Annotated in this window: 19 protein-coding genes; 13 read left to right on the plus strand and 6 right to left on the minus strand. The window is 68.0% G+C overall.

Features of this window, described 5'->3' with window-relative positions:
• Positions 1-97 precede the first annotated feature (97 nt).
• On the plus strand, positions 98-1246 hold the full coding sequence (locus ACOOGH_RS04540) for a helix-turn-helix transcriptional regulator (RefSeq protein ID WP_420447788.1): 1149 nt from the start codon (positions 98-100) through the stop codon (positions 1244-1246).
• Positions 1247-1439: 193 nt separating this feature from the next.
• Here ACOOGH_RS04540 and ACOOGH_RS04545 read toward each other — a convergent pair whose 3' ends face one another.
• Positions 1440-1910, minus strand: a complete 471-nt coding sequence (locus ACOOGH_RS04545; RefSeq protein WP_420447789.1) for a hypothetical protein — start codon at positions 1908-1910, stop codon at positions 1440-1442.
• 333 nt (positions 1911-2243) lie between these two features.
• Here ACOOGH_RS04545 and ACOOGH_RS04550 point away from each other — a divergent pair, with 333 nt between their 5' ends.
• Genes ACOOGH_RS04550 through ACOOGH_RS04560 form a run of 3 tightly spaced genes read left to right on the plus strand, consistent with a single transcriptional unit; the run spans position 2244 to position 6765 of the window.
• Positions 2244-3965: an amidohydrolase family protein gene (locus ACOOGH_RS04550; protein WP_420447790.1), complete on the plus strand. Its 1722-nt coding sequence runs from the start codon at positions 2244-2246 to the stop codon at positions 3963-3965.
• Positions 3962-5362 carry an amidohydrolase family protein gene (locus ACOOGH_RS04555; RefSeq protein WP_420447791.1) on the plus strand — a complete coding sequence of 467 codons (1401 nt, stop codon included), beginning with the start codon at positions 3962-3964 and terminating at the stop codon, positions 5360-5362. Before ACOOGH_RS04550 ends, ACOOGH_RS04555 begins: the two co-directional genes overlap by 4 nt.
• Positions 5359-6765 carry an amidohydrolase family protein gene (locus ACOOGH_RS04560; protein ID WP_420447792.1) on the plus strand — a complete coding sequence of 469 codons (1407 nt, stop codon included), beginning with the start codon at positions 5359-5361 and terminating at the stop codon, positions 6763-6765. The genes ACOOGH_RS04555 and ACOOGH_RS04560 overlap by 4 nt, the downstream gene beginning before the upstream one ends.
• Positions 6766-6804: 39 nt before the next feature.
• Here ACOOGH_RS04560 and ACOOGH_RS04565 read toward each other — a convergent pair whose 3' ends face one another.
• Complete coding sequence (locus ACOOGH_RS04565) at positions 6805-7155, minus strand: peptide chain release factor-like protein (RefSeq protein ID WP_420447793.1); 351 nt, start codon at positions 7153-7155, stop codon at positions 6805-6807.
• A gap of 86 nt (positions 7156-7241) precedes the next feature.
• On the opposite strand from ACOOGH_RS04565, the gene ACOOGH_RS04570 reads away from it, so the two are divergent.
• Positions 7242-7799, plus strand: coding sequence for a PH domain-containing protein (locus ACOOGH_RS04570; RefSeq protein WP_420447794.1), 558 nt, complete (start codon positions 7242-7244; stop codon positions 7797-7799).
• Positions 7789-9342, plus strand: coding sequence for a PH domain-containing protein (locus ACOOGH_RS04575; protein WP_420447795.1), 1554 nt, complete (start codon positions 7789-7791; stop codon positions 9340-9342). Before ACOOGH_RS04570 ends, ACOOGH_RS04575 begins: the two co-directional genes overlap by 11 nt.
• A gap of 22 nt (positions 9343-9364) precedes the next feature.
• Here ACOOGH_RS04575 and ACOOGH_RS04580 read toward each other — a convergent pair whose 3' ends face one another.
• Positions 9365-11620 carry a redoxin domain-containing protein gene (locus ACOOGH_RS04580; protein WP_420447796.1) on the minus strand — a complete coding sequence of 752 codons (2256 nt, stop codon included), beginning with the start codon at positions 11618-11620 and terminating at the stop codon, positions 9365-9367.
• A gap of 14 nt (positions 11621-11634) precedes the next feature.
• Positions 11635-11883 carry a TlpA family protein disulfide reductase gene (locus tag ACOOGH_RS04585; protein WP_420447797.1) on the minus strand — a complete coding sequence of 83 codons (249 nt, stop codon included), beginning with the start codon at positions 11881-11883 and terminating at the stop codon, positions 11635-11637.
• A 178-nt stretch (positions 11884-12061) separates the two neighbouring features.
• Here ACOOGH_RS04585 and ACOOGH_RS04590 point away from each other — a divergent pair, with 178 nt between their 5' ends.
• Positions 12062-13636, plus strand: a complete 1575-nt coding sequence (locus tag ACOOGH_RS04590) for a RecQ family ATP-dependent DNA helicase (protein ID WP_420447798.1) — start codon at positions 12062-12064, stop codon at positions 13634-13636.
• Positions 13637-13638: 2 nt separating this feature from the next.
• On the opposite strand, the gene ACOOGH_RS04595 is transcribed toward ACOOGH_RS04590, so the two are convergent.
• Entirely contained in the window at positions 13639-14727 is a 1089-nt protein-coding gene (locus tag ACOOGH_RS04595) for a carboxypeptidase regulatory-like domain-containing protein (protein WP_420447799.1), read from the minus strand.
• A 119-nt stretch (positions 14728-14846) separates the two neighbouring features.
• Between ACOOGH_RS04595 and ACOOGH_RS04600 the strand changes: the two genes are divergently transcribed.
• The 5 genes from ACOOGH_RS04600 (at position 14847) to ACOOGH_RS04620 (ending at position 19912) form a co-directional block, all read left to right on the plus strand.
• On the plus strand, positions 14847-15359 hold the full coding sequence (locus ACOOGH_RS04600) for a methyltransferase family protein (RefSeq protein ID WP_419937258.1): 513 nt from the start codon (positions 14847-14849) through the stop codon (positions 15357-15359).
• Positions 15356-16207: a hypothetical protein gene (locus tag ACOOGH_RS04605; protein WP_420447800.1), complete on the plus strand. Its 852-nt coding sequence runs from the start codon at positions 15356-15358 to the stop codon at positions 16205-16207. The genes ACOOGH_RS04600 and ACOOGH_RS04605 overlap by 4 nt, the downstream gene beginning before the upstream one ends.
• A gap of 84 nt (positions 16208-16291) precedes the next feature.
• Complete coding sequence (locus ACOOGH_RS04610) at positions 16292-16741, plus strand: RidA family protein (protein ID WP_420447801.1); 450 nt, start codon at positions 16292-16294, stop codon at positions 16739-16741.
• Positions 16734-18740, plus strand: coding sequence for a pyrroloquinoline quinone-dependent dehydrogenase (locus tag ACOOGH_RS04615; protein ID WP_420447802.1), 2007 nt, complete (start codon positions 16734-16736; stop codon positions 18738-18740). The genes ACOOGH_RS04610 and ACOOGH_RS04615 overlap by 8 nt, the downstream gene beginning before the upstream one ends.
• Before the next feature lie 8 nt (positions 18741-18748).
• Positions 18749-19912 (plus strand): FG-GAP repeat domain-containing protein, encoded by a 1164-nt coding sequence (locus ACOOGH_RS04620; protein WP_420447803.1) that lies wholly within the window; start codon positions 18749-18751, stop codon positions 19910-19912.
• On the opposite strand, the gene ACOOGH_RS04625 is transcribed toward ACOOGH_RS04620, so the two are convergent.
• The gene (locus tag ACOOGH_RS04625) at positions 19900-21072 is read right to left on the minus strand and encodes a M20/M25/M40 family metallo-hydrolase (RefSeq protein ID WP_420447804.1); all 1173 of its coding nucleotides are present in this window, start codon (positions 21070-21072) and stop codon (positions 19900-19902) included. The genes ACOOGH_RS04620 and ACOOGH_RS04625 overlap by 13 nt on opposite strands.
• A gap of 239 nt (positions 21073-21311) precedes the next feature.
• On the opposite strand from ACOOGH_RS04625, the gene ACOOGH_RS04630 reads away from it, so the two are divergent.
• Positions 21312-22334 (plus strand): YncE family protein, encoded by a 1023-nt coding sequence (locus ACOOGH_RS04630; protein ID WP_420447805.1) that lies wholly within the window; start codon positions 21312-21314, stop codon positions 22332-22334.
• The last annotated feature ends 15 nt before the right edge of the window (positions 22335-22349 follow it).

The following is a 22349-nucleotide window of genomic DNA, read 5'->3' on the forward strand; positions in this document are numbered from 1 at the left end:
CTGGTGAACCGCTTCAGTCCCCTCCCATATTGGTGGTATTCAGCGGACTTGCCCAATCTGGAAGTGACCGGAATGGAGAAAGACGGAACACGGATACATGATTGCGCAGGACAGGTTCGAGCGCACCGTGGCGTTGTTGTACAGAGCCGCGCTGGCCGACGTGGCGTGGGTCTCGGCGGCCGGATCGATCAACGAACTGGTCCGGGTGACTGGCCATGGCGTGACGTTTGCGGATCCGTGCCAGGCTGAGCCCGAGATCTTCCTGAACCGGTTCTTCGTCGACGAGGAACGCCGGGATGACCTCGCGCACTTGTATTTTCGGGACTACTACTGGCGCGATGAGGCGATTCCGCGGCTCTACCAACTTGGCGACGGCGAGCTGGCCTACAGGTCGGAACTCTATACCGATCGCGAGAAGAAGACGTCCGCCGCGTACAACGAGTTTCGGCGCATCGCGAGATCCCAGGACGGCCTCTTCATCGCGCTCGACGGGCTGGACGGCTGCGGAGTCATCTGGTCCCTCGGCGACTCCACCGAACGGGAAAGCTGGGGGCAGGATCAGATCCGGACCATCACGCGGCTCGCGCCTCACCTGCGCCAGTTCGCGCGCGTCCGACGCGCGATGGCCGACGCCCGGGCGCTGGGCGCGTCACTTGCCAGGCTGCTCGATAATCGGCAGTCGGGGATCATCCAGTTGGACCGCCGCGGCCACATCCTGGAGGCGAACGACCGTGCCCGGGCCGTCCTCGCGAAACAGGATGGGCTTCGCGACGACCAGGGCCTGCTGGGTGCCGGAACGCGGGACGAAGACGCGGAACTGAAGCGCATGCTGGCGCGGGCGCTGCCCGCGTACGGCGTTCAGGGCACCGGCGGCTCGATGAAGATCACGAGCGGCGAGGCTCAAGCGCCGCTGGTCCTCGAAATCCACCCCGTCCAGGACACGGGCACGGACGCTCGTTCGTGGGAGGTCGGCGCCTTGGTGCTGATCGTCGACCCGATCACCCGGCCCCGCGTGGATCCGGGGTTGCCGGCCATGGTCTGGGGTTTGACGCCCACGGAGAGCGGTGTAGCCGTGGCGCTGGCGACCGGCCAAACCGTAGCCGGCGTCGCGGGTGAACTGGGCTGCGCGGAGAGCACCGTGCGTACGCACCTGAAGAGAGTCTACCGCAAGCTCGGGGTCCGCCGGCAGACCGAACTCGTGCGGAGGGTCCTCTCGCTCGAAGGCGTGCGAGGATCCCTCCGCTAGCCGGAATCCCGGCAGCCCCCACGTCGCCGAAGCCGGCTCGCGCGGCCCCAAGAAATTTGCGCTCTTACTGCTGGGAGTGGGCGCCTTCGGAGGTGATGGCTCATCGGAGCCGTACTCAATCCCAACCGGGCGCCCGAGCCGGCAGGACCATGTCGCACGCACCCTGACTGATCCCCTTCCAGTCTCCCGCGTTTCATCGTTCGGGTGTCTCCTGGCTGCGCGGTGGTGTGTCGAATCTTCGGGCCAACTCTTCGACCGATCCTCCCGGCCCGGCTACTGAGGGAGTGACCAGGGTGCGGAGGTAGGCGGCGATGGCCTCCTCGCTCAGCGCCTGGCGACGGCGGCATTCGGACGTCCACCCAAAGCCCCTCGCCGCCGAATACGCCGATAGAAGGGCCGGTGGCGTGAGCATGGCCACGGCGGCTGCGTCGGAGATAAGTTCGAGATCGAACCCCTCAGGTTCGTGGGTCAGCCCGCGGGCGAGGCCGACAACCACGAGGCCTGCGGCGGCCGCATCGAGCGCCGGCGCGACGCGCGAGGTAGTGCAGTCTCTCGCCGCGGGACCGTCGGCGAGCCGGGGCTTCTTCAGCAACGTCAGGGAGCAGCCGTTCACCGACGACGCGACGAGGATCAACAGCAGCAGCCGCGCCATGATGCGAACCATCGAGGTACGAACCATCGAGAGCCTCCTCGAACCTGTGGGTGTCTCGAAAGGTCCCGCCTGGAAGTCGGTCGCACCATCCCCAGAATTGGGGACGGCATTCGCGAAGCCGTAGAGAGCGCCAGGAACCGGAACTGTCGGCAGCACGACGCTTGGCAATCGCATGACCAGCCATCACTCTTGGTCACGGCAATCTGCGCCGTCGGTCCCGCGCCGCCGTTGACCCCGCGCGTGACTGAACGGAGATTCACGCCCGCGTGTTGTAAAGAGATGTGCAGGGACGTGTATCCCCGCGATAGACCCAATGATGGACCCACTCGGAAGGATGTACCTCTGATGAACCGAACCGCACTCGCGCGCCGGCTGGCGGGCGGGGTGGTCCCGGGCCTGCTCCTCGCGTCGCTGTCCGGCCTCGCCGCCCCGGCGTCCGCCGACGCGCAGTACATGCCGAGCCAGACCCCGGTACCTCCCCCGTTCTTTGCCCTCCAGAACGCGCGCATCGTGACCGGCACCGGCGCCGTGATCGAGAACGGCACCGTCGTCGTCGCCAACGGCCTGATCGAGGCCGTCGGGGCCGATGTCGATGTCCCCGGCGACGCCTGGGTCATCGACGCTTCCGGCCTCACGGTCTACCCCGGCCTCTTTGACGGCCTCTCTCAGGTCGGTTTGGAGACGCAGGGTGGGGATGGGCCCGCCGCCGGCGGAGGCGGGGGCGGGAATCCCTTCGCCTTCCTCGTGACGCAGGGAAACCAGCCTCGCACCGTGAGACCCGAGGACCGCCCGGCGACGAACTCCTGGTTCAATGCCGCAGATATGCTGAACTCCGATTCCGACGCGATCGAGACGTGGCGCAGCGGCGGGTTCACGAACGCGCTCGTGGCGCCGGACGACGGGATCGTCACGGGGCAGGGGGTCGTCGTGAATCTCGCAGGGGATGAGCAGGAGATGGTCGTGAAGGCGCCGGCCGCGCTCCGCATTACCATGAGCGGCGCGGGCGGTTTCCGGAGCTTCCCCGGCTCGCTGATGGGTGTGATCTCCTATGTTCGACAGCTCTACCTGGATGCGGACCACAGCCGGCAGTACGAGGCGCAGTACATGGCCAACCCCGGCGGACAGCCGCGGCCGACGTACGACCGCGCGCTCGGTCCGGTGCAGGACGCCATCGCGGGTGGCTGGCCGACGGTGATGCCGGCGGACGAGGTGCGTGAGATCCGGCGCGCGATCAAGCTCGGGCGCGACACGGGCGCTCGTCCGGTCCTGGCCGGCGGGCATGAGGCGTACGGGCTGGCCGACGAGATCGCGGCTGCGGGCGTCCCGGTGCTCGTCAACGTCGACTGGCCGGAACGGAACCGGGACGTGGATCCGGAGGCCGAGGAGTCGCTCGCGTCGATGAAGCGGCGCGCCTACGCGCCGACGACGCCGGCCCGGCTCGAGGAAGCGGGCGCGGAATGGGCCTTCTACAGCGGTTCGGCCGGCAGTCCGCGCGCCGTGATGGACAAGGTGCGCACCGCGATCGAGAACGGGCTCTCCGAAGAGGCCGCGCTCGAAGGCCTCACCAGCGCCCCGGCCCGGATCTACGGCGTGGACGCGATGCTGGGCTCCGTCGAGGCGGGCAAGATCGCGAACCTCGTCGTCACCGACGGCCCGCTGTTCGACGAGGACACCGATATTCGGATGGTGTTCGTCGACGGCCACAGGTTCGAGGAGGAGGCAGCCGAACCCCGACCCACGGAGGCGCCGGCCGTCGACATGAACGGCACCTGGCTCCTCTCGCTGAACAACGACTCGCAGGAAGCGACGGCCGAACTCGAAGTGTCCGAGGACGGCACGATCACCGGCGTGATTCAGGGCGAGCGGGGCGAGCAGCAGATCACGGACGGCTGGGTGAGCGGCAACGAGTTCAGCATCACGGCCTCCGCCACGATGGGACCGGGCATGGAGGTCGAAATCGTCTATACAGGCACGGTCGAGGGCGACGGCATCGAGGGCAACGCTTCGTTCGGAGGCATGCGCAACATGGACTTCACGGGCACGCGGCCCGGGGGAGGTGTCCGATGAGACACAGCATCAAGCGAATCGGCGCCAGCTCGCTGGCGCTCGGCCTCGCGCTCGGGATCCCGGGCGAAGTCGCCGCGCAGGAGCAGCCGATCCTGATCCGCGGCGCCACGATCCTCACCGCGGCGGAAGCCGGCCGGATCGAGGACGGCGCCGTCCTGTTCCAGAACGGGCGCATCGTCGCGGTCGGCCCGACTTCCGAAGTCGAAGCGCCCTCCGATGCGATGGTGATCGACGGCACAGGCAAGTTCGTCACCCCCGGAATCGTCGACGCCCACTCCCACATCGCAGCGGACGCGATCAACGAGGGGGCGGTCTCCGTCTCCTCCATGGTCTCGATCCACGACGTGATCGACCCGACGGACATCGCGATCTATCGCGAGGTGGCGGGCGGCACGACGACGTCGCACGTCATGCACGGGAGCGCAAACCCGATCGGCGGCAACAACGCCGTCATCAAGCACCGCTGGGGCGCCGATGCGCAGGGCCTCCTCTTACAGGGCGCCCCGCCGACGATCAAGTTCGCGCTCGGCGAGAACCCGAAGCGGGCCGGCAGTCCCACCCTCCCCGGCCAGGAGGCGCGCTATCCCGCCTCCCGCATGGGAGTGATGGACGTGATCCGGCAGGCCTTCATCGAGGCCACCGAGTACAAGGCCGAGTGGGACGCCTATCGTGCCCGGGTGGCGGACGGTGACAGGAACGCGATTCCGCCGCGCCGCAACCTGACCATGGATCCGCTGGTGGAGGTCCTCGAAGGCACGCGCTACGTGCACGCGCACAGCTACCGCGCGGACGAGATCCTGCAACTCATGAGGGCGGCCGAGGAGTTCGACTTCCGCATCCACGTGTTCCAGCATGTGCTGGAGGGCTACCGCGTCGCCGACGAGATGGCGGAGCACGGGGCCCACGCCTCCACCTTCTCGGACTGGTGGGCCTACAAGATGGAGGCCTACGAGGCCATTCCCTACAACGCGGCGATCATGACCCGGCGCGGCGTCAACGTCTCGATCAACTCCGACAGCGGAGAAGAGGGACGGCACCTCAATCAGGAAGCCGCCAAGACGATGAAGTGGGGCGGCCTGAGCGAGGCCGAGGCACTTGCCACCGTCACGATCAACCCGGCGATCCAGCTTATGATCGACGACCGGGTGGGGTCGCTGGAGGCGGGGAAGGACGCGGACATCGTCCTGTGGGAAAACTATCCGCTCTCCTCCTACGCCAAGGTTCGCACGACGTATATCGAAGGCGAGGTCATGTTCGATATCGACGCCGACATGGCGATGCGAGCCGAAGTCGAGGCGGAGAAGGCGGAACTGAGAGAGATGCTCGGCGAGGCGGACGACTCCGAGGATTCAGAGGACGAGCGGGATCCGGGCAGTCGGTCGGGAGGTGGACGATGACGCGCAGATCCAGGGACACCCTTGAGAACACTACGAACGACAGGATCGACACAATGGTGAAGTCGATAGTCGCGACAGCGACAGTCCTCGGGACCGTCGTACTTGCCCTGCCGGCTCAGGCCGCCGCGCAGGAGGGCGGGACGTTCGCGGTGCAGGGGGCCACGATCCACACGGTGGCCGACGGCGCAATCGAGAACGGGACGATCGTGCTCAGGGACGGCCGCATCATCGCGGTGGGCCGCGACGTCGAGATCCCGGCGGACGCCGAGATCATCGACGGGGAAGGGAAGCACGTCTTTCCCGGCATGATCGACGCTTTCAGCTCGCTGGGGCTCACGGAGGTCGGGGCCGTCGCGGTGACGAACGACGCGAGCGAGCTGGGCCGCTGGAATCCGCATCTCAATGCGCACACCGCGATTCACCCCGCCAGCGAGCACATCCCCGTCGCGCGCGCGAACGGCATCACGCACACGATGGCCGCGCCGGGCGGCGGCGGCCGCTTCGGCGGCGGCGGCGGTTCCGGCATCCAGGGCCAGGCCACGCTCATCCACCTCGACGGCTGGACCGTGGAGGAGATGGAGATCGAGAAGACGGCGGCGATGGTCCTCGGCTGGCCCACACTCTCCGCCGGCGGGGGCCGCTTCGGCGGCTTCGGCGGCGGCGGTCGGTCGTTCCGCCAGGCGCAGGAGCGCTTCGACGAGCAGGTCGCGGAGATGGACGAGTGGTTCGTCGCCGCGCAGCACTACAGGCAGGCGGTGGAGTCCGGCTCGAACCGCGTGCCGCGCAACATCCAGCTCGAGCACCTGTCGCGCGTCCTCGACCAGGGGATGAAGGTCATCGTGCGCGCGAACGGCTGGCGCGAGATCGAGTCGGCGGTCGAGTTCGCGGAGAAGTGGAACCTGGACCTCGTCATCGCGGGCGGAACCGGCGCGCGCGAGATCGCAGGCACGCTGGCCGAGAAGAACATCCCGGTCATCCTGGGCCCGGTGCAGCGGCTGCCGCAGGGCGAGGACACCGCGTACGACGATCCGAACACGCTGCCCGGCGTGCTGCACGACGCGGGGGTCGAGATCGCCTTCGCGACCTTCAACTCCGCCGACTCGCGGACGCTGCCCTACGAGGCCGCAAACTCCGTGTCGTGGGGGCTCACGAAGGATGCGGCGCTGGAAGCCGTGACGCTGGCGCCCGCGCGGGTGCTGGGGGTCGACGACCGGCTGGGGTCGCTCGAGGTCGGCAAGGTCGGCAACCTGATCGTGACCGATGGCGATCCGCTCGAGATCACGACAGAGATCGAGTGGGTGTTCATCAAAGGCGTGCCGTCCGATCTGGACAACAAGCACCGCAGCCTGTGGGAGAAGTACGACAATCGGCCCGCACGGCGCGTGACTACGACGACGACCTGACGCGCACGGCCGGGCCGCGGCCTTGCAGCGCCGCGGCGGTTACTCGTCGGACTCGGGACGGCGCCGCTTCTTCTTGGTGAGGGAGCGGCGCCGTTTCTGTTCCAGGCGCTTCTGGCGGGCGGCCCGCGTCGGCTTCGACGCGCGGCGCGGTGGGGGCGTGTACTCGCGCTCCTTCAGGGCCGCTCGCAGGCGACCGAGGGCCCGGGCCCGATTGCGGTGCTGGCTGCGCGATTCGCGCGCGGTCACGACGATGCCGGTCGGACCGTGCCTGAGGCGCACGCCCGACTCGGTCTTGTTCTGATGCTGGCCGCCGGGGCCGCCGGCCCGAAAAGTCTCGACCGTGCACTCGGCGAGCAGTTGTTCGTCGCTGCGCGACTCCGCGGCACTCACGGCTTCCTCCCGTCGGATCGCCGGATGGGTTCCCGCCGTCGTGGACCGCCGACACGAAAACCCCTCGATCAGCGTAACTTGTCCAGATGAACGAGTCGACGCACAGCCTTGAGACGGAGCTTGAGACGGCGGGCCCGGCGGCCGGCGCGATCGCAGACGGAGTCCGTCACGGGCTGGACCCGCGGTCGATCCCGCTGCAGCGGGTGGTCGGCGGCATCGTCACGGCGTGCGTCTCCCTCCCGCTCGCGGTGGGTGTCGGCGTCGCGTGGGGTGTGGCCGGACCCCCAACGGGCGTCGTGGCAGCCATCGTCGGTTTCTGGGCCCTCGTCACGGGCGCTCTCGGCTGGTGGCTGTACCGCTGGGCCGCCCTGCATCACCGCCACGCCTCCTACATCGTCAACGAGGAGGACATCGAGATCCGAAGCGGCGTCGTGTGGCGCAAGGCGATCAGCGTACCCCGCTCCCGCGTCCAGCACACCGACGTCTCGCAGGGGCCGCTCGAGCGTCGCTATGGCCTCGGCACGCTGGGGATCTACACGGCGGGAACCCAGTACGCGAAGGTCTCCCTCGACGGACTCGAGCACGAGACGGCGCTCCGAATCCGGGACCACCTCCTCCCGCCCGCAGGCGCCGATGCCGTCTGAGCCGACCGAGCACCGGCTCCACCCGCTGTCGATCGGTTTCTCGCTCGCTGGCCAGATCCGGCGCGCGATCTTCCCTCTGATCATCGGGGGCGCGTCGGCCAACTTCCTGGGCGGGGTGGATCTGCGCTTCATCCTCCTCATCGGACTCATCCCGCTCGTCGTGGGGTCCATCGTCCGCTATCTGACGTTCCGGTATCGGTACGAAGAGGCGGAGCTTGTGATCCGGAGCGGACTCCTGTTTCGTCGCGAGCGGCACGTGCCCTACGCGCGGATCCAGAACCTCGACGCGGTGCAGGGCGTCTTCCATCGCGTGCTGGGGGTCGTGGAGGTCAAGCTCCAGACGGGTGGGGGACAGGAACCCGAGGCGACGCTGACCGTCCTCCCTCTGCCGGCCCTCGAAGCGTTGCGCGAGCGGGTCCGCGAGGGAAAGGGGGCCGTCGCGGAGGCGTCGGCGGCCGCGACGACCGAGGCGACGCCGGTCGATCTCGCGTCGGCCCGTTCAGCGGAGGACCGTACGCTGCTGCATCTCCCGGCGCGCGAACTCCTGCTCCACGGTCTGCTGCAGAACCGAGGCATGGTGCTCATCGCCGCCGCTTTCGGGCTCGCGTGGGAGATGGGGATCCTCGAGCGGGCCTCCGACTGGATCGCCGAGGAGCAGTCGTGGGTCGGAAGCACGGTCGAGGGGGTGGCTGCGGACGTGGCAGCCGCCGGTATCGTAGCGGCCGTGGTGGCCGTGGCGGCGCTGGTCGTCGCCTTCGTGATCTTTGCGCGGCTGCTCTCGATCGTCTGGACGCTCGTGCGGCTCCACGACTACCGCGTCGTGCGGTCCGATGAGGGGCTGCGCGCCACATTCGGCATGCTGACGCAGGTCGCGGCGACCATCCCGCTGCGCCGCGTTCAGACGGTGACGCTCCACGAGGGACCGCTCCAGCGTTGGGCGGGCCGGGTCGCCATCGGGGTCCAGACCGCCGGAGGCAGCCAGGGCGGGGAGTCAGGAAACGCGGATCCGAACCGGCATCGACTCGCGCCGATACTCCGACGGGAACGCGTGCGAGAATTCCTGCGGGAGGTGATCCCCGAGCTGGACACTCCGGACGTCAACTGGGAGCCCGTATCCCCGCTCGCGTTCCGGCGCGTGGTAAGGGGAACCTCCTTCGTCGCCACGCTCGCGTCCGTTCCGCTTTATTTCACCCTCGGCGCCTGGGGCGTGGCCTTCCACGCGGTCTTTCTGGCCTGGGCCGTGCTATACGCGCGGCGGTACGTCGACCACCTCGGGTGGGCGCTGAAGGACGACATGATCTGGTTCCGGAGCGGCTGGCTGTGGCGCCGCACGACCGTGGCCCGCTACACCCGAATCCAGGCCGTGGCGCTGCGGGCGACACCGATCGACCGCTGGCGGGGCATGGCCAGACTCAGGGTGGATACCGCGGGCGGGGGCGCGTCCGCGCACAGGGTCGACATTCCCTACCTGCCTGTGGACACAGCCCGGGAACTGCGAACGCACCTGGCCGGGGAGGCTGCCCGAACCGCTTTCCGCTGGTAGAGACGGCCAGCCCCTTCGAAGGTCAGCGCGTACCTCCGGTCTCCCGGAGCGCTTCCACGCGCCACGTGAACTCTTCGTCGAGCTTCGAGGTGTTCCCGATCTTCACGAACTGGATGTAGCCGTTCCGGTCCACGAACCAGGTCGTTGGCCACGCCCCGATCCCGGCCCGCTGGACGTACCCGTCATCCATCAGCACCCGGAAGTCGAAGCCGTTTCGTTCGAGGTATTCCTCGACGAGATCACGTGACGTGTCGTTGCTGATCGACATGACGCTGACGTCGGGGTCATCCCGATAGCGGGCATGAAAGCTCTGATATTGTGGCATCTCGACGACGCACGGACCGCACCACGTGCCCCAGAAGTGCAGCACGGCGATCTTGCCTTCGAGGTCGGAGGAGTCGACCAGCGGTCCGTCGAGTAGGGGAAGCCGGAACGGTTCGTACGACCCCGCAGCCTCGACCCGTGACTCCAGGATTCGCTCGCGACGTCGGATCTGGTCGCGCTCGTTCAGGGTGGCCAGGTAGTCATCGATCCCTTCGCGGCCGCCGTTTCGGCGCTTGTACAGCGCTTCGATCGCGGCTTGGCTGGGGTTCTCACCCACTCGGGTACTCCCGAGGCCCGCGATGTAGGAGTCCTCCGCACGGTCCAGCCACTCGACGGCCGCTTCGGCGTCTCCGCTCTCGTCCGCCTCGTCGGCGAAGTGCTCGTACACCTGCCCAAGATGATAGCGCGTCTCCCGATTCCGGGCCTCGAGTGCGAGTGCCCGCTCCAGAGCATGATACCCGTCCTCGATCCGGCCCGACTTGAAGTAGCCCCAGCCCATCGCGTCGTAGACCAGGCTCAGTTGATAGCGCAACTGTTCCTCGAACTCGCCTTCGGTCTTGAAGAGACTCCGATTCGATTCGACAGACTCCACGACTTCTGGCAGCCCGCTTTGGGCAATCTGCGCCGCTTCGCCTGCGTACGGTGTGTGGTCGGCCATGGCGACCGGAGCCGCCCCATACGTGACGTGCGGGTTCAGCCGGTCGTACTCGGCGAGCCCTCGCACCGCCTCGGCCAATCTCTCGGCTGGTACTGGCTCCAGAGAAATGAGCACCTCGAAGAGCCACATGTAGGCATTCGCCCGGAAGCTATCCCTGTACAGCGGCCGTTCGAGGTACCGGTCCAGGGCCTCGCGTACGACCTCGAGTTGGGCCCTGTACTCGAGAGAATCGCGCCCCTTCTCCTGGTCGAGCCGGTTGAGTTCGTTGGTCTCAGCGCCGTACTCGCGACCGTAGATCAGAGTCGCTCGGAGACTGAGGGGTGCGCGTTCCACGATCAGGGACTCGAGTTGTTCCGCCCGTTCATCGTCGCCCAGGTCGCGGTACATCATCGCCATCACGGAATGGCCCCGGATGGATTCGGGCGCCGCTTCTCGGAAGTCGGTCATGCTGGCTTCCACGGCGGCCCGCCTCTCGTCGGGAGCGAGCACATCCGACCGGAAGAGAATGCGCCAGTGCAACCGCCGCACGTCCACCGATCCCGGAGAGAGGTTGACGGCCTGCTCAAGGAGGGTCAGGGCCTCCTCGGGCCGATTTGCGCGAAAGAGGTGCTCTGCCGCGCCCAGGTAGCCATCAACGTGATCCGGCCAACGTTCACGCAACTCGGCATAGGTCGCGAGACTCGAGTCCGCCCAGGTCGGATCGTCGAGTTCGTATTGAGCCCACGACTCGAGTTCGGCCTCTCTACGCATCACTTCCGGCGACGTGCGGGTAGCCGAGTCCAACGTTGTCAGGAAGGCAAGCGCTTCTTCGACCCCGCCGCCCAGCGTGGCATGGAGGTAGGTCGCGACGAACTCCGGGCGCTTCAGGGCCTCCCATGCCTCCAGACTCGGCCCGGCCGCAAGCTGAACGTCACGCTCGGCGATGAGCACGAGCGCCTGTAGATGGAGAGCCCAGGGGTCCTGAGGATCCTCCGTTGCGATGGCGTCGGCCTGCTCCCGGATCTCCCTGGAGAGATCCCAGCCCGCCAGTTGGCGGGCGTACAGAGCTCGGAGTTCGGCGTCGCGGGGGGCGCGGTCGATCCAGCGCCTGCCGAGGTCGATGCCTTCAGCGAAGGTTCTCAGCCGGATGTGGTCCCGAAGTTCCGCCTTCGCCGCCTCGAGTTCCTTCGGCGTGTAGTCGGGTGGCGTCCCGCAGCTCGCGACCGCAGCGCAGACGAGGAGAGCCCCGATCCCGAGGACGCGGCGCGTCCAGCGCAGCGACATGGCGTACCTCCGGGAGTCGTGTGTGTTCGACATCCGTGACGTTCCGGTCAGGGGCTCGTGGTCTCCTCGCGAAGCGCTTCCACGCGCCACGAGAACTCCTCGTCGAGCTTGAGCGCCGTGCCGATCTTCACGAACTGGATGTAGCCCTCCCGGTCGACGAACCAGGTGGTGGGCCAGGCGGACACGCCGGCGCGTTCGACGTAGTTGTCGTCGACCAGCACCGTGAAGTCGAAGTCGTTCTTCGCGAGGTATTCCGGCCCTCGAGCCGGAACGGCGGGAACGCATCGACATCGCACACCTCCAGGGCAGGGACTTCTGGCCTCGCAAGGCCAGGCCGCTCAACCTCTATTGACGTCGGGATGAGAGAAAGGGTTTCCACGCGCGCCCGCGCGCAGCCTCCAGCCTGACAGACTCCGGCGACCCAGTTGAGGTCACGTTGAGCCCGGGGCGGACATCCGTCGTATGTTGCCCGCGATGATCGATCCCCGTGCCCCCGACCCCGGATCCGTCCTGCGCGACGTCTTCGGCTACGACGAGTTCCGGCCGGGACAGGCGCACCTTATCGATGCGGTCCTGGCGGGACGCGACTGCATCGGTGTCATGCCCACCGGGGCGGGAAAGTCGCTCACTTTCCAGATCCCGGCGCGAATCATGCCCGGAACCGTGCTCGTCCTCTCCCCGCTCATTAGCCTGATGAAGGATCAGGTCGACGCGCTCCGCGACGTCGGGTTCCGGGCCACCGCCATCAACTCGTCTCTTGCGCCCGATGAGCGCCGGCGCCGGCTGCGGGGATTCGAGCGCGGGGACTATGAACTCGTCTACCTGGCGCCGGAAGCTCTGGGACCGCACATGCGGGAGCGGCTGCGTTACGCGCCACTGTCTTTGATCGTCGTCGATGAGGCACACTGCATCTCGCAATGGGGAAACGACTTCCGTCCTTCGTATCGGGCGCTACAGGGGCTGCGAGACGAGATCCTTTCCGTCCGGACCGGGTCCGCTCCCGGGACCGACCCGAACGGGACAGCGGGCCTGCCGGTCCTCGCCCTGACGGCGACCGCCACCCGCCGGGTCGCCGCCGACATCGTTCGCCAACTCGGGATGCGGAAGCCGGAGGGATACAAGGGATCCTTCTTCCGTTCCAACCTGAGGGTCGTCTGCCGCAAGAAGGGCGAGGGAAATACGCGGGCCGAGATTCTCGGGCTCATCCGCCGCCACCGGGGCCAGAGCGGGATCGTCTACTGCCTGTCGCGAAAGTCCGTCGAACAAATGGCGGAGTTCCTGCGGCGCGAGGGGGTCGACGCGGTGCCGTACCACGCGGGACTCGACGACGACGCGCGGGCCGAGCATCAGGACGCGTTCGCCCGCGACGAGGTCGACGTGGTCGTGGCGACGATCGCGTTCGGGATGGGGATCGACAAATCGAACGTGCGCTTCGTCATCCATCGGGACATGCCGTCGGATACCGAGTCGTGGTATCAGGAAATCGGACGGGCGGGGCGGGACGGGCTCGCGAGCGACTGCGTGCTCTTCTACTCATGGGCGGACGTCAAGGTGCGCGAGCGGTTCCTCGACGAGATCGACGATCCGGTGGTTCGCGAGGGAAAGCGCAGGGCCGCGGTCGACCTCTTCCGGCTTGCCGACCGCGACGTGTGCCGCCACCGCGGGCTGCTCGCGTACTTCGGGGAGGACTTCGACGCGTGCGGCGAATCGTGCGACGTGTGCACGGGACTCGGCGTGACGGATCTCGTGGACGTGCTTCCCATCCTCAAACGAAAGGCCCGGGCGGCAGGCTCCCGGCGCCGGACCACCGCGGTCGAGACCGATCGCTCGCCGTCTGACCCCGCCTTCCAGCGCCTCCGCACCCTGCGTAAGCAACTGGCGGACGCGCGCGGGGTCCCCGCCTACATCGTGTTCAGCGACCAGGTGCTGTGGGATCTCATCGACCTGCGTCCCGGCTCGCCCGAGGAGATGCTACGGGTTCCGGGCATCGGCCCCGCCAAGCTCGAGCAGTACGGCGAAGTGTTCCTGGAAGCGCTGCGCGAGATCTGACCTCACGACTTCGTCCAGAGCACGACGACGCCGCACCGCGACTCCAGCCCCGCGAACTCCGCCGGGAGTTCGGAGGGACCCCGATATACCTCGACGCCCGCGATCTCGACCGGAATGACGAAATCGTTGATGTTCGTCGCGGAGCCGCCCCCGATCCGACCCCGGCGGACGACGAGGCTGCCGTCGAGGTAGACGTTCATCAGGCAGCCTTCACTCGAGGAAGTGTCCGGTATCCGAGTATTGTACAGTTTGCAGCTGTTCAGTCGCAGTCCGCAGTCGCGGAGGCGTATCCCCGGGACATCGGCGATCATGTGTGTGATCCGACCGGGATTGCGCCGATCGATGTCCTCGGCCGTAAAGAAGACACCGCCGCTGACCAGTTCACCCCAGTATTTCCGCTCGTAGAAGCCCTTGGTCTCCAGTCGGCGAGCCCGCACAATCGTCGCCACCAGCGGCTCCATCGCCACAGGTTCGGGGACGAGACCGATCTCGATTTCCGTCGTGTGGCCGCGGGTCACGGCGATCGGATGTCGAAGCGGCGCATACCCGATGTGGCGCACGGTAATCTCGCGCCGGCCGACGGGGACGCCGCTGAGGACGAAGCGGCCCCTCCGGTTGCTCGAGACCTCGCCGGGATCTCCGGCGATGGACACGGCCGCCGTGGCCACGGGCTCATCCGTACCGGCGTCGCGGACATGCCCCACAAGCCTTCCCGTGCCCGTCTCGGACAGGAGAAGCCGAAGCTCCACGTCATGCGGCATCCCGGCCTCGAGGGCTACCACCGACTCCTCGCTGGACGCGTCTCCGAACTCGGCCCAGAGCGTGGCTTCCCCCGCGTCTCGTGGAGCGCAGATGAGCAGTCGGCCGTTGGGACCGGCGGCTTCGCGCACGGGTCGCCGCAGCGCGTCCGTCCACCGCAACACGACGGTGGCCCCGGGTATCGAAATGAAACCGGACTCGTCCACGACCGAGATCCGGATAGCGGCCCGGTCGTCGCAGTCCTCCGCTGACTGGCCCGCGACCGTGTCGGTGCCGCCGATGACCTGCAGGGCGGCGAGCACTCCCGCCGCGACTCCTCGTCGGCAACTCATGGCACACTCTCCCGCAAGGTCGATAACAAGGTCCCGGTGTCGACGCAGCCCACGTAGATTCGGACGGTCCAACCACAAGACGCGGAATACCTCTTCCGCGTCACGAGGAGAACAACCTGATGAAGCCGTCACAAGCCGCCGTCTTGAGGACCGCGCTCGCCGCGGTCGTTCTGCACGGGGTCTTCACGGTCGGCATTCCGGCCCTGATCCTTCGGCGCACAGGCGGAATCCCGCTGCTCGCCGTCGACATCGGGCAGGGCCGCTGGCTTGGGGCTGCAGCGGGGGGCTTCGGCGTCTACCTCTATCTCTGGTCGGTCGCGCGCCTGCTACGCAAGCGAACATCGGCGGTTCCCGGTACGGCGCCGAGCGTGCTTGTGACGGACGGCTGGTACGCGCATACCCGCCATCCGCTCCTGCTCGGGGTCGTGCTGATCCTCCTCGGGGAAGCCGTGTTCTTCTCGTCCCCCTGGTTGCTCGCATACGCTCTTGCCTACTGGCTGTGGCTGACCGTCTTCGTCGTCGTCAGGGAGGAGCCGGATCTGAGGCGGACGTTCGGCGCGGCCTTCGCCGACTACTGCCGGGACGTGCCCCGCTGGATTCCACGACCACGGCGCCCGGGGCAACGCCGATGAGTCCGAGGGTCTTCTTCCACGTGGGGGCGGGAAGGGCCGCCTCGCGCTGGCTGCAGGAGCGTGTGTTCCCGCGCTTCCGCGACGTCCGCTACGTGCCGCGGACGGGGTTCGGGCAGAGCGCGAGGATCATCGCCCAGAGCGGAGATCTCCCCGTTCTCGTATCGCGGCAGCTGGGGTACCGGGAGTTCACGCCATCGGTGGCGTGGTTTGCGCGCGAGGCGCCGCACGCCCGGCCCATCCTCGTCCTTCGGCGCCACGACGAATGGCTGCGATCCGTCTATCTCCGCGAGATCAAGGAACTCCGGTACGTTCCGTTCGAGCGCTTCATCGACTTCGAGGGGGACGCCGGGGCCCGCCCGCAATCATCGGCCCTCTTCCGGGAGCGGATACGCGTCCTGGAGGATCACTTCCGGCACCGGCCCCTGGTGCTGTTCTTCGACCAATTCGTCGCCGACCCGCAGCGGTTCGTCCGTACGATCGCCGACTATGTGGGCGCGTCGTATGAGGAGGGGGATATTTCCTTCCGCCCGACCAACCGCTCGTATCGCGACAGGCAGTATCGATTCCTCCGGGCGGTGGGGCGCCGCCGAAGGGTGAGGGCAGGATCGCGACCCGGTCATCCCGCGCTTCGCTGGCTCCGCGTGCGATCCCTCCGGTTCGCGTGGCATGTCGGCGTCGCGGTCGGACGCGCGGTGCCGATGCGGTTCCTGAGTTCGGAGCCGCTCATCACCGAAGCGCAACTCGCTCGCGCCCGGGCGTTCTACCAGGCGGACTGGCAGGCCTGCCTCGATTACGCCGCGACGCACAACCCGATGTGGACGATGATGCGCCGAGCCGACTACTCGTGAACGGCGTCGGGGTCGCCGACATCGGCGGTCTTCCGCAGATTCTCGCTCACCGTGACTCGTTTCCCGAGCGACCCAGGAGGGTCCATGTCGCAAGGACGTTACCCATGGGCACGACTCGCCCCGATGCTGCTGGTCGCCACCCTGGCCTGGGTCGGCACGACGGGAGCCGCGGCGCAGGAGCGGTTTCCGGACCCGCCACGAGAGAACGGGCTCTACTCGGACGCGGTGCGCGTGGGGGATCTCGTCTTCCTGGCCGGTGTCGTGAATCGGGACTCCGATCCCGCCACCCAGTTTCGGAACACCTTCCGCCGGATCGGCCAGGTCCTCGAGGAGGCGGGGTCGAGCCTCGAGCGCGTCATCGACATCACGACGTATCACATCGAGATGCACGCGCACATCGAGGCGTTCATCGAGGTCAAGGACGAGTTCCTCCCCGAGCTCCCGTCCTGGACGGCGGTGGGGGTGACCGAACTCTACAGCCCCGGCGTATTGATAGAGGTCAAGGTGATCGCGGCGGTGGATGACGATGGCTGACGGTCGGCTCGTGGTTGAGCTTCGCGTCCGCAGCCTCGTGCTCTTTCTGGCGCTTGGCCTCGGGTCCGCACTCTCGGGTTGCGGCGGCGACGAAGCCGACAGCCGTGCCGTCGAAAGCACGGAACCGACGGCCGCGTACGCGGGCGAGGACTGGCCCGTGTACGGCGGCGATCCGGGCGGTCTCAAGTATTCCTCGCTCACGGACATCGACCGCTCGAATGTTACCGAACTCGAGGTGGCCTGGGTCTGGGAGACGGGAGAAGGGCCGGTTCCCGACGCTGCGAGCCCCATTCAGGGCGAACGCGTGGCGCCGGGGGCCTTCGAGGCCACGCCGATCGTCATCAACGACACCATGTGGCTCTCGACCCCCTACAGTCGGGTCGTCGCGCTCGACGCGGAGACGGGCGAAGAGTTCTGGAGCTATGACCCAAAGGCGTGGGAGTGGGGGAACCTCCACCGCGGATGCCGCTTCTGTCACCGCGGGATCGCCCAGTGGAGCGACGGAAGCGAGCGGCGGATCTTTCTCAACTCGCGCTGGCGGCTGATCGCGCTCGACGCCTCGACTGGCGAGCCGATTCCCGGTTTCGGGGACGGGGGTGAGGTGGATCTCACCGAGGGGCTCGCGTGGGACGCGAACCGACTCCACATCTCCAATACCTCTCCCGCCGTCGTGTTCGACGACATCGTCATCGTGGGCAGCGGCGTTCCGGACACCCGGATCTACCGCAACAACCCCCCCGGCGACGTGCAGGCGTTCGACGCGCGCACGGGTGAAGCGCTTTGGACCTTCCACACCATCCCCAAGGAGGGCGAGTTCGGGGTCGAGACGTGGGAGGACGAGTCATGGTCCTATACCGGCTCGGCGAACGTGTGGGCGCCCTTCTCGCTCGACGCCGAGCGGGGGTTGATCTACCTCCCCGTCTCCACCCCGAACAACGACTTCTACGGCGGCCACCGGCGGGGCCAGAACCTGTTCGCCGAGTCGCTCGTGTGCCTCGACGCGCGCACGGGCGAGCGGGTGTGGCACTTCCAGACCGTCCACCACGGGCTGTGGGACTACGACCTGCCGGCACCGCCGGGGCTCGTCACGATCGAGGTCGACGGACGCACGATCGATGCGGTCGTGGCGGTGGGGAAGACGGCGTTCACCTACGTGCTGGACCGAGTAACCGGCGAGCCCGTGTGGCCGGTCGAGGAGCGGGCCGTGCCCGAGAGCACCGTGCCGGGCGAGGTGCCCTGGCCCACGCAGCCGTTCCCGACGCGACCCGCGCCCTTCTCGCGGCAGGGGATCACGGAGGACGATCTCATCGACTTCACGCCCGAACTGCGCGCGGAGGCGCTGGAGGTGTTCCGCCGCCACCGGACGGGGCCGATCTTCACGCCGCCCTCGGTCGAGGGGACGATCATGATGCCGGGTCTCATCGGCGGGGCGGGGTGGGGCGGCGCCGCGATCGATCCCGCCAGCGGCCACATGTTCGTGAAGGCGTACGAAGATCCGTTCCTCGCCCGCGTTGCGGAGGCCGAGCCGGGGGCCGGGGATGCGGATTATCTCCCCAATTTCGCCGGCGCCCTGTCGGTGGCGGGCGGACTCCCGATCCTCAAGCCGCCTTACGGTACGCTGACCGCGATCGATCTCAACACGGGCGACCACGTGTGGCAACGCCCGTTCGGGGACGACTCCGCGATCCGCGAGCACCCGGCGCTCGCGGATCGCGATCTGCCCCCGATGGGAGGGACGCCGCAGAGCCATGGTACGACCTCGGGGCCTCTGGTCACCGCGGGCGGTGTCGTGTTCCTGGCCGGCGGGACGCCGTGGCTGGAGGCGATGGACGCGAGCCACGGCGAGACGTTGTGGCGGGGCGACCTGGCCGGCGGGCTCGGACGCGGCAACCCCATGACGTACCGCACCAGCTCCGGACGCCAGTTTGTCGTCGTCGCGACGTCCGCCGCCGGCCAGGTCGACTCGAAGCTGCAGGCCTTCGCCCTCCCGGCCCGATGAGCCGGCACGTGATCCGCAGGGGGCAGGCCGCCTTCTTGGCGCTGTTGGCCATCGCCACCGCTCCGCTGGCGTCGACCTGGGCCCCCGCCGTCGGCCTGAGTGGGGCGCAGGAGCGGACGTTCAGGCCTCTCCGGCCCCTCGGTTCGGCGAGCCGGCTCACGGCCTCCGTGCACCTGGGCGATGTGGACGCGGACGGTGCGCTCGATGTCGTGGTGGCCAACGGCCGGCACTGGCCCGAGCAGAATCGGATCTTCCTCAACGACGGGCGCGGGGGCTTCACGCTGGCCCGCCGGTTGGGGGACGAAGAAGACGGCACGTACGCGGCTCCGCTCGCGGACTTCGACGGGGACGGCGACCTCGATATCGCCACGGGGAACGACCGGACCCGCAATCTCATCTTCTTCAACGACGGCGCCGGGCACTTCGAGGCGGGCCCGACCTTCGGCGCTCCGAGTTCCACCCGAAGCCTCTCTCTGGCGGACCTGGACGGGGACGGGCATACGGACATCCTCGTCGTCAATCGCGGTCGCCAGAACTTCGTCTTCCGGGGAGACGGATCCGGCGCCTTCGACGGAGGGACGTCGTTCGGGGCAGGGGACGACTCCACGATCGATGTTGCCGCGGCGGATCTTGACGGAGACGGCGACCTCGACCTCGTCCTCGCGAACCGCGACGGAGGAGCCAACGCAATCCACTGGAACGACAGCGGCGCTTTCGACCGGCGAACGCCGTACGGCACGGGCAGCGACGAGACACGGGGCGTGGCCGTGGGCGATGTGAACGGCGATGCCCTCCCCGACATCGTCGCAGCCAACATCGGCGAAGAGAACGCCGTGTATTTCGGGGACGCGGCCGGTTCGTTCGCCCGGGGCCGTCCCTTCGGACGCGAAGACGACCGGAGCTACGCGGTTCGCCTCGCCGACCTTGACCTCGATGGAGATCTCGACATCGTCGTCGCGAACGCCGACGCACAGAACGCCGTCTACTTCAACCGGCGCGGAGAGTTCGAGGAGTTCCGCTTCGGGTGCGACGACTGCGCCACCTACGGAATCGCGGTCGGCGACCTCGATGGAGACCGTTTCCCGGAAATCATCACGGCGAACTCCGGGGCGCCGAACGGCATCTTCGCCAATGTCCCCGCAGGAGGCGACGGCTCCGGTCAGCCGCAGTAGTCGAGGGCCGCCTCGGCCAGGATCTCGGCCAGCCGCGCGCACGATTCGAGGTCTACCCACTCCACGTCGGCGTGGGCCCCCGCCCCGTGCGGGCCGATCACCACGCTGTCGACTCCCGCGGCCTGTGTCAGGGCGGAGTCCATCCAGGGTGCGTCTCCGATGACCTCCGGCGCCCGCCCCAGAACACGGTCGACGGCGCGCGATACACAGGACGCGATCGGCGCCTCGGGGGTCGTCTCGAAGGGTTCGCGGTGGAAGAAGGTCGACCAGGTGACCTCGAGGGACGCGTCCTCCGCGCGCAGATCATCGAGCATGGCCGATATCTCGCCTTCGACGGACTCCTGCGTCTCGGGCGGCACAGTGCGCCGCTCGACCTGCAGCGTGCAGAGCGGTGAATAGGTGCTGATCCCGCTCCCTCCATCCAGCAGCGCCGCGTGCATCGACGGAGGGCCGAGTAGCGGATGGCCGGACCGGGACTGGAGTTCCTCGATCAACGCCTCCAGCCGGCGAAGGACGCGTCCCATTCGCACGTTCGCGTCGATGCCGTCCCGATACCGGCTCCCGTGGGCCGCGCGCCCGCGCGTCGTGATCTCGATCCAGGTGAACCCGCGGTGGGCCACGCACAGATCCAGTGAGGTGGGTTCGGTGACGATCGCGGCGTCGAAGGCGAGTTCCCCGCGGGCGCGCCGCTCGAGCAGGTCCGCGGTCCCCAGGCTCGCGTATTCCTCGTCGGCCACGGCGGCCACAAGGACATCTCCGGCGAGACGCCTTCCCGAGGCGCGCAGGAGCCGGGTCGCCTCGACGCAGGCGGCCAGCGCGCCCTTCATGTCGTAGGCTCCCCGTCCGTAGAGCCGGCCGTCCCGGATGCTCGGTGAGAACGGAGCCTCCATGCCCTCCACGCCGACGGTGTCGTAGTGGGCGTTCAACATCAGGGCGGGGCCGCCTCCCGTACCCGCAAGGTGCCCGATCACGCTGGGTCGCCCTTCTTCGGGTTCGTAGCGGGTCACGGAGAGCCCGGCTTCGCGCATGTAGCGGGAGGTAACGGCGGCGATCGCCGTCTCGCCCGGCGCTCCGTCCACGAGAATGGGGTTCACGGAGTTCGTGGCGACGAAGTCCGCGAGCAGAGTCGTAAGGCGTACGGAGTCCGCAGAGAAGGTCATGCCGAAAAATGTCCTGCCAGGGGGTAGGGACAAGTCCATCGGGTTCGCCGGGGTGCCTGCATTGCGCCCAAGGGTATCTCAACGTTCACTTTAGTCGCTCATGGACCAGGCCCGGGCAGAGGTCGTGCCCGCTGTACGATGAAGGGAAGCCGGTGCGGACGATCTCACAGCCTGTCAGGGCAGTCCGGATATCCGCTGTTCTCGTGCTCTCTGTCGCCGTCGCGCTCTGCGATCGTGCCTTGCGCGGCCACACACTGGCGGCGCAGCAGAGTCCAATCCCGCAGCCGGGTGCGACGACACCCGGGCCCGCGTCGCTGGTGGTTCTGAGTCCCACCTCCGGCGAAGCGCTGCTCGTGGACCCGGTTGGCGGGGACGTGTTGGCGCGCCTACCGACGGGACCCGATCCGCGGCACTTCGCATTGAGCGCCGATGGCCGCTTCGCCTACGTCACGAGCTACGGATGGGAACCTTCACCCAGGGCTGCGGCCGCCCGCGGGCAGTCGGCGGAAGCAGGGGAGAGTACCCCCCACGACCGACGTGGCGTGACCGTCATCGACCTCCGCGCGCAGCGGGTCCATTCGGTGTTTCAGCCCCGCGACTACCGACAATTGGGCGCGGTCGACGCCGGGGAGGGCGGCCAGCTGCTATGGGTCGCGAGCGAAGCCGAAAACGGGGTGGTCGAACTCGACGCGCACACGGGCGAAGTGCGGATGCTCTGGAAGACGGGCGGGAAGGGCTCGGTCGATATTGCGGTGAGCGACGACGAGAACCTCATCTTCACGGCGAATGCGGAGACGGACAATGTGACAGTGATCGACCGCATGACCATCGTCTCGGCTCGCGTCGCGACAGGTAGCCGGCCGGGGGGTCTGGCGGTTGCTCCGTCCGGCCGTGAGGTGTGGGTCGTCAACAGCGGAGAGAACACGATCAGCGTAGTGGCCGATTTCCGCAGCCCGCGCGAGGTCCGGAAGTTCCCGAGCGGCGGTCTGGAGCCGGTCCGCATCGCCTTCCACGACACGCGCCGCGAAGCCTGGGTGTCACACAGGGAGAGCCGCACGATCGCGGTTCTTGCCATGGGGTCGGGGGAGCGGATCGCCGAGATCGTCCTCCCCGCCGAGCCGCACGACATCATCTTCTCGGACGACGAGACTCGCGCCTACGTGCCTTCGTCGGCGGGGCAGGTGTATATGATCGATGTCGAGTCCCGCCTGCTCGAAGACGCCCACGCGGTGGATTCGATCGACAGGTCCGCGTACAGGTGACCGTCCGACCCGACG

This window comes from Candidatus Palauibacter sp., from assembly GCF_965213655.1.
GTDB lineage: Bacteria > Gemmatimonadota > Gemmatimonadetes > Palauibacterales > Palauibacteraceae > Palauibacter.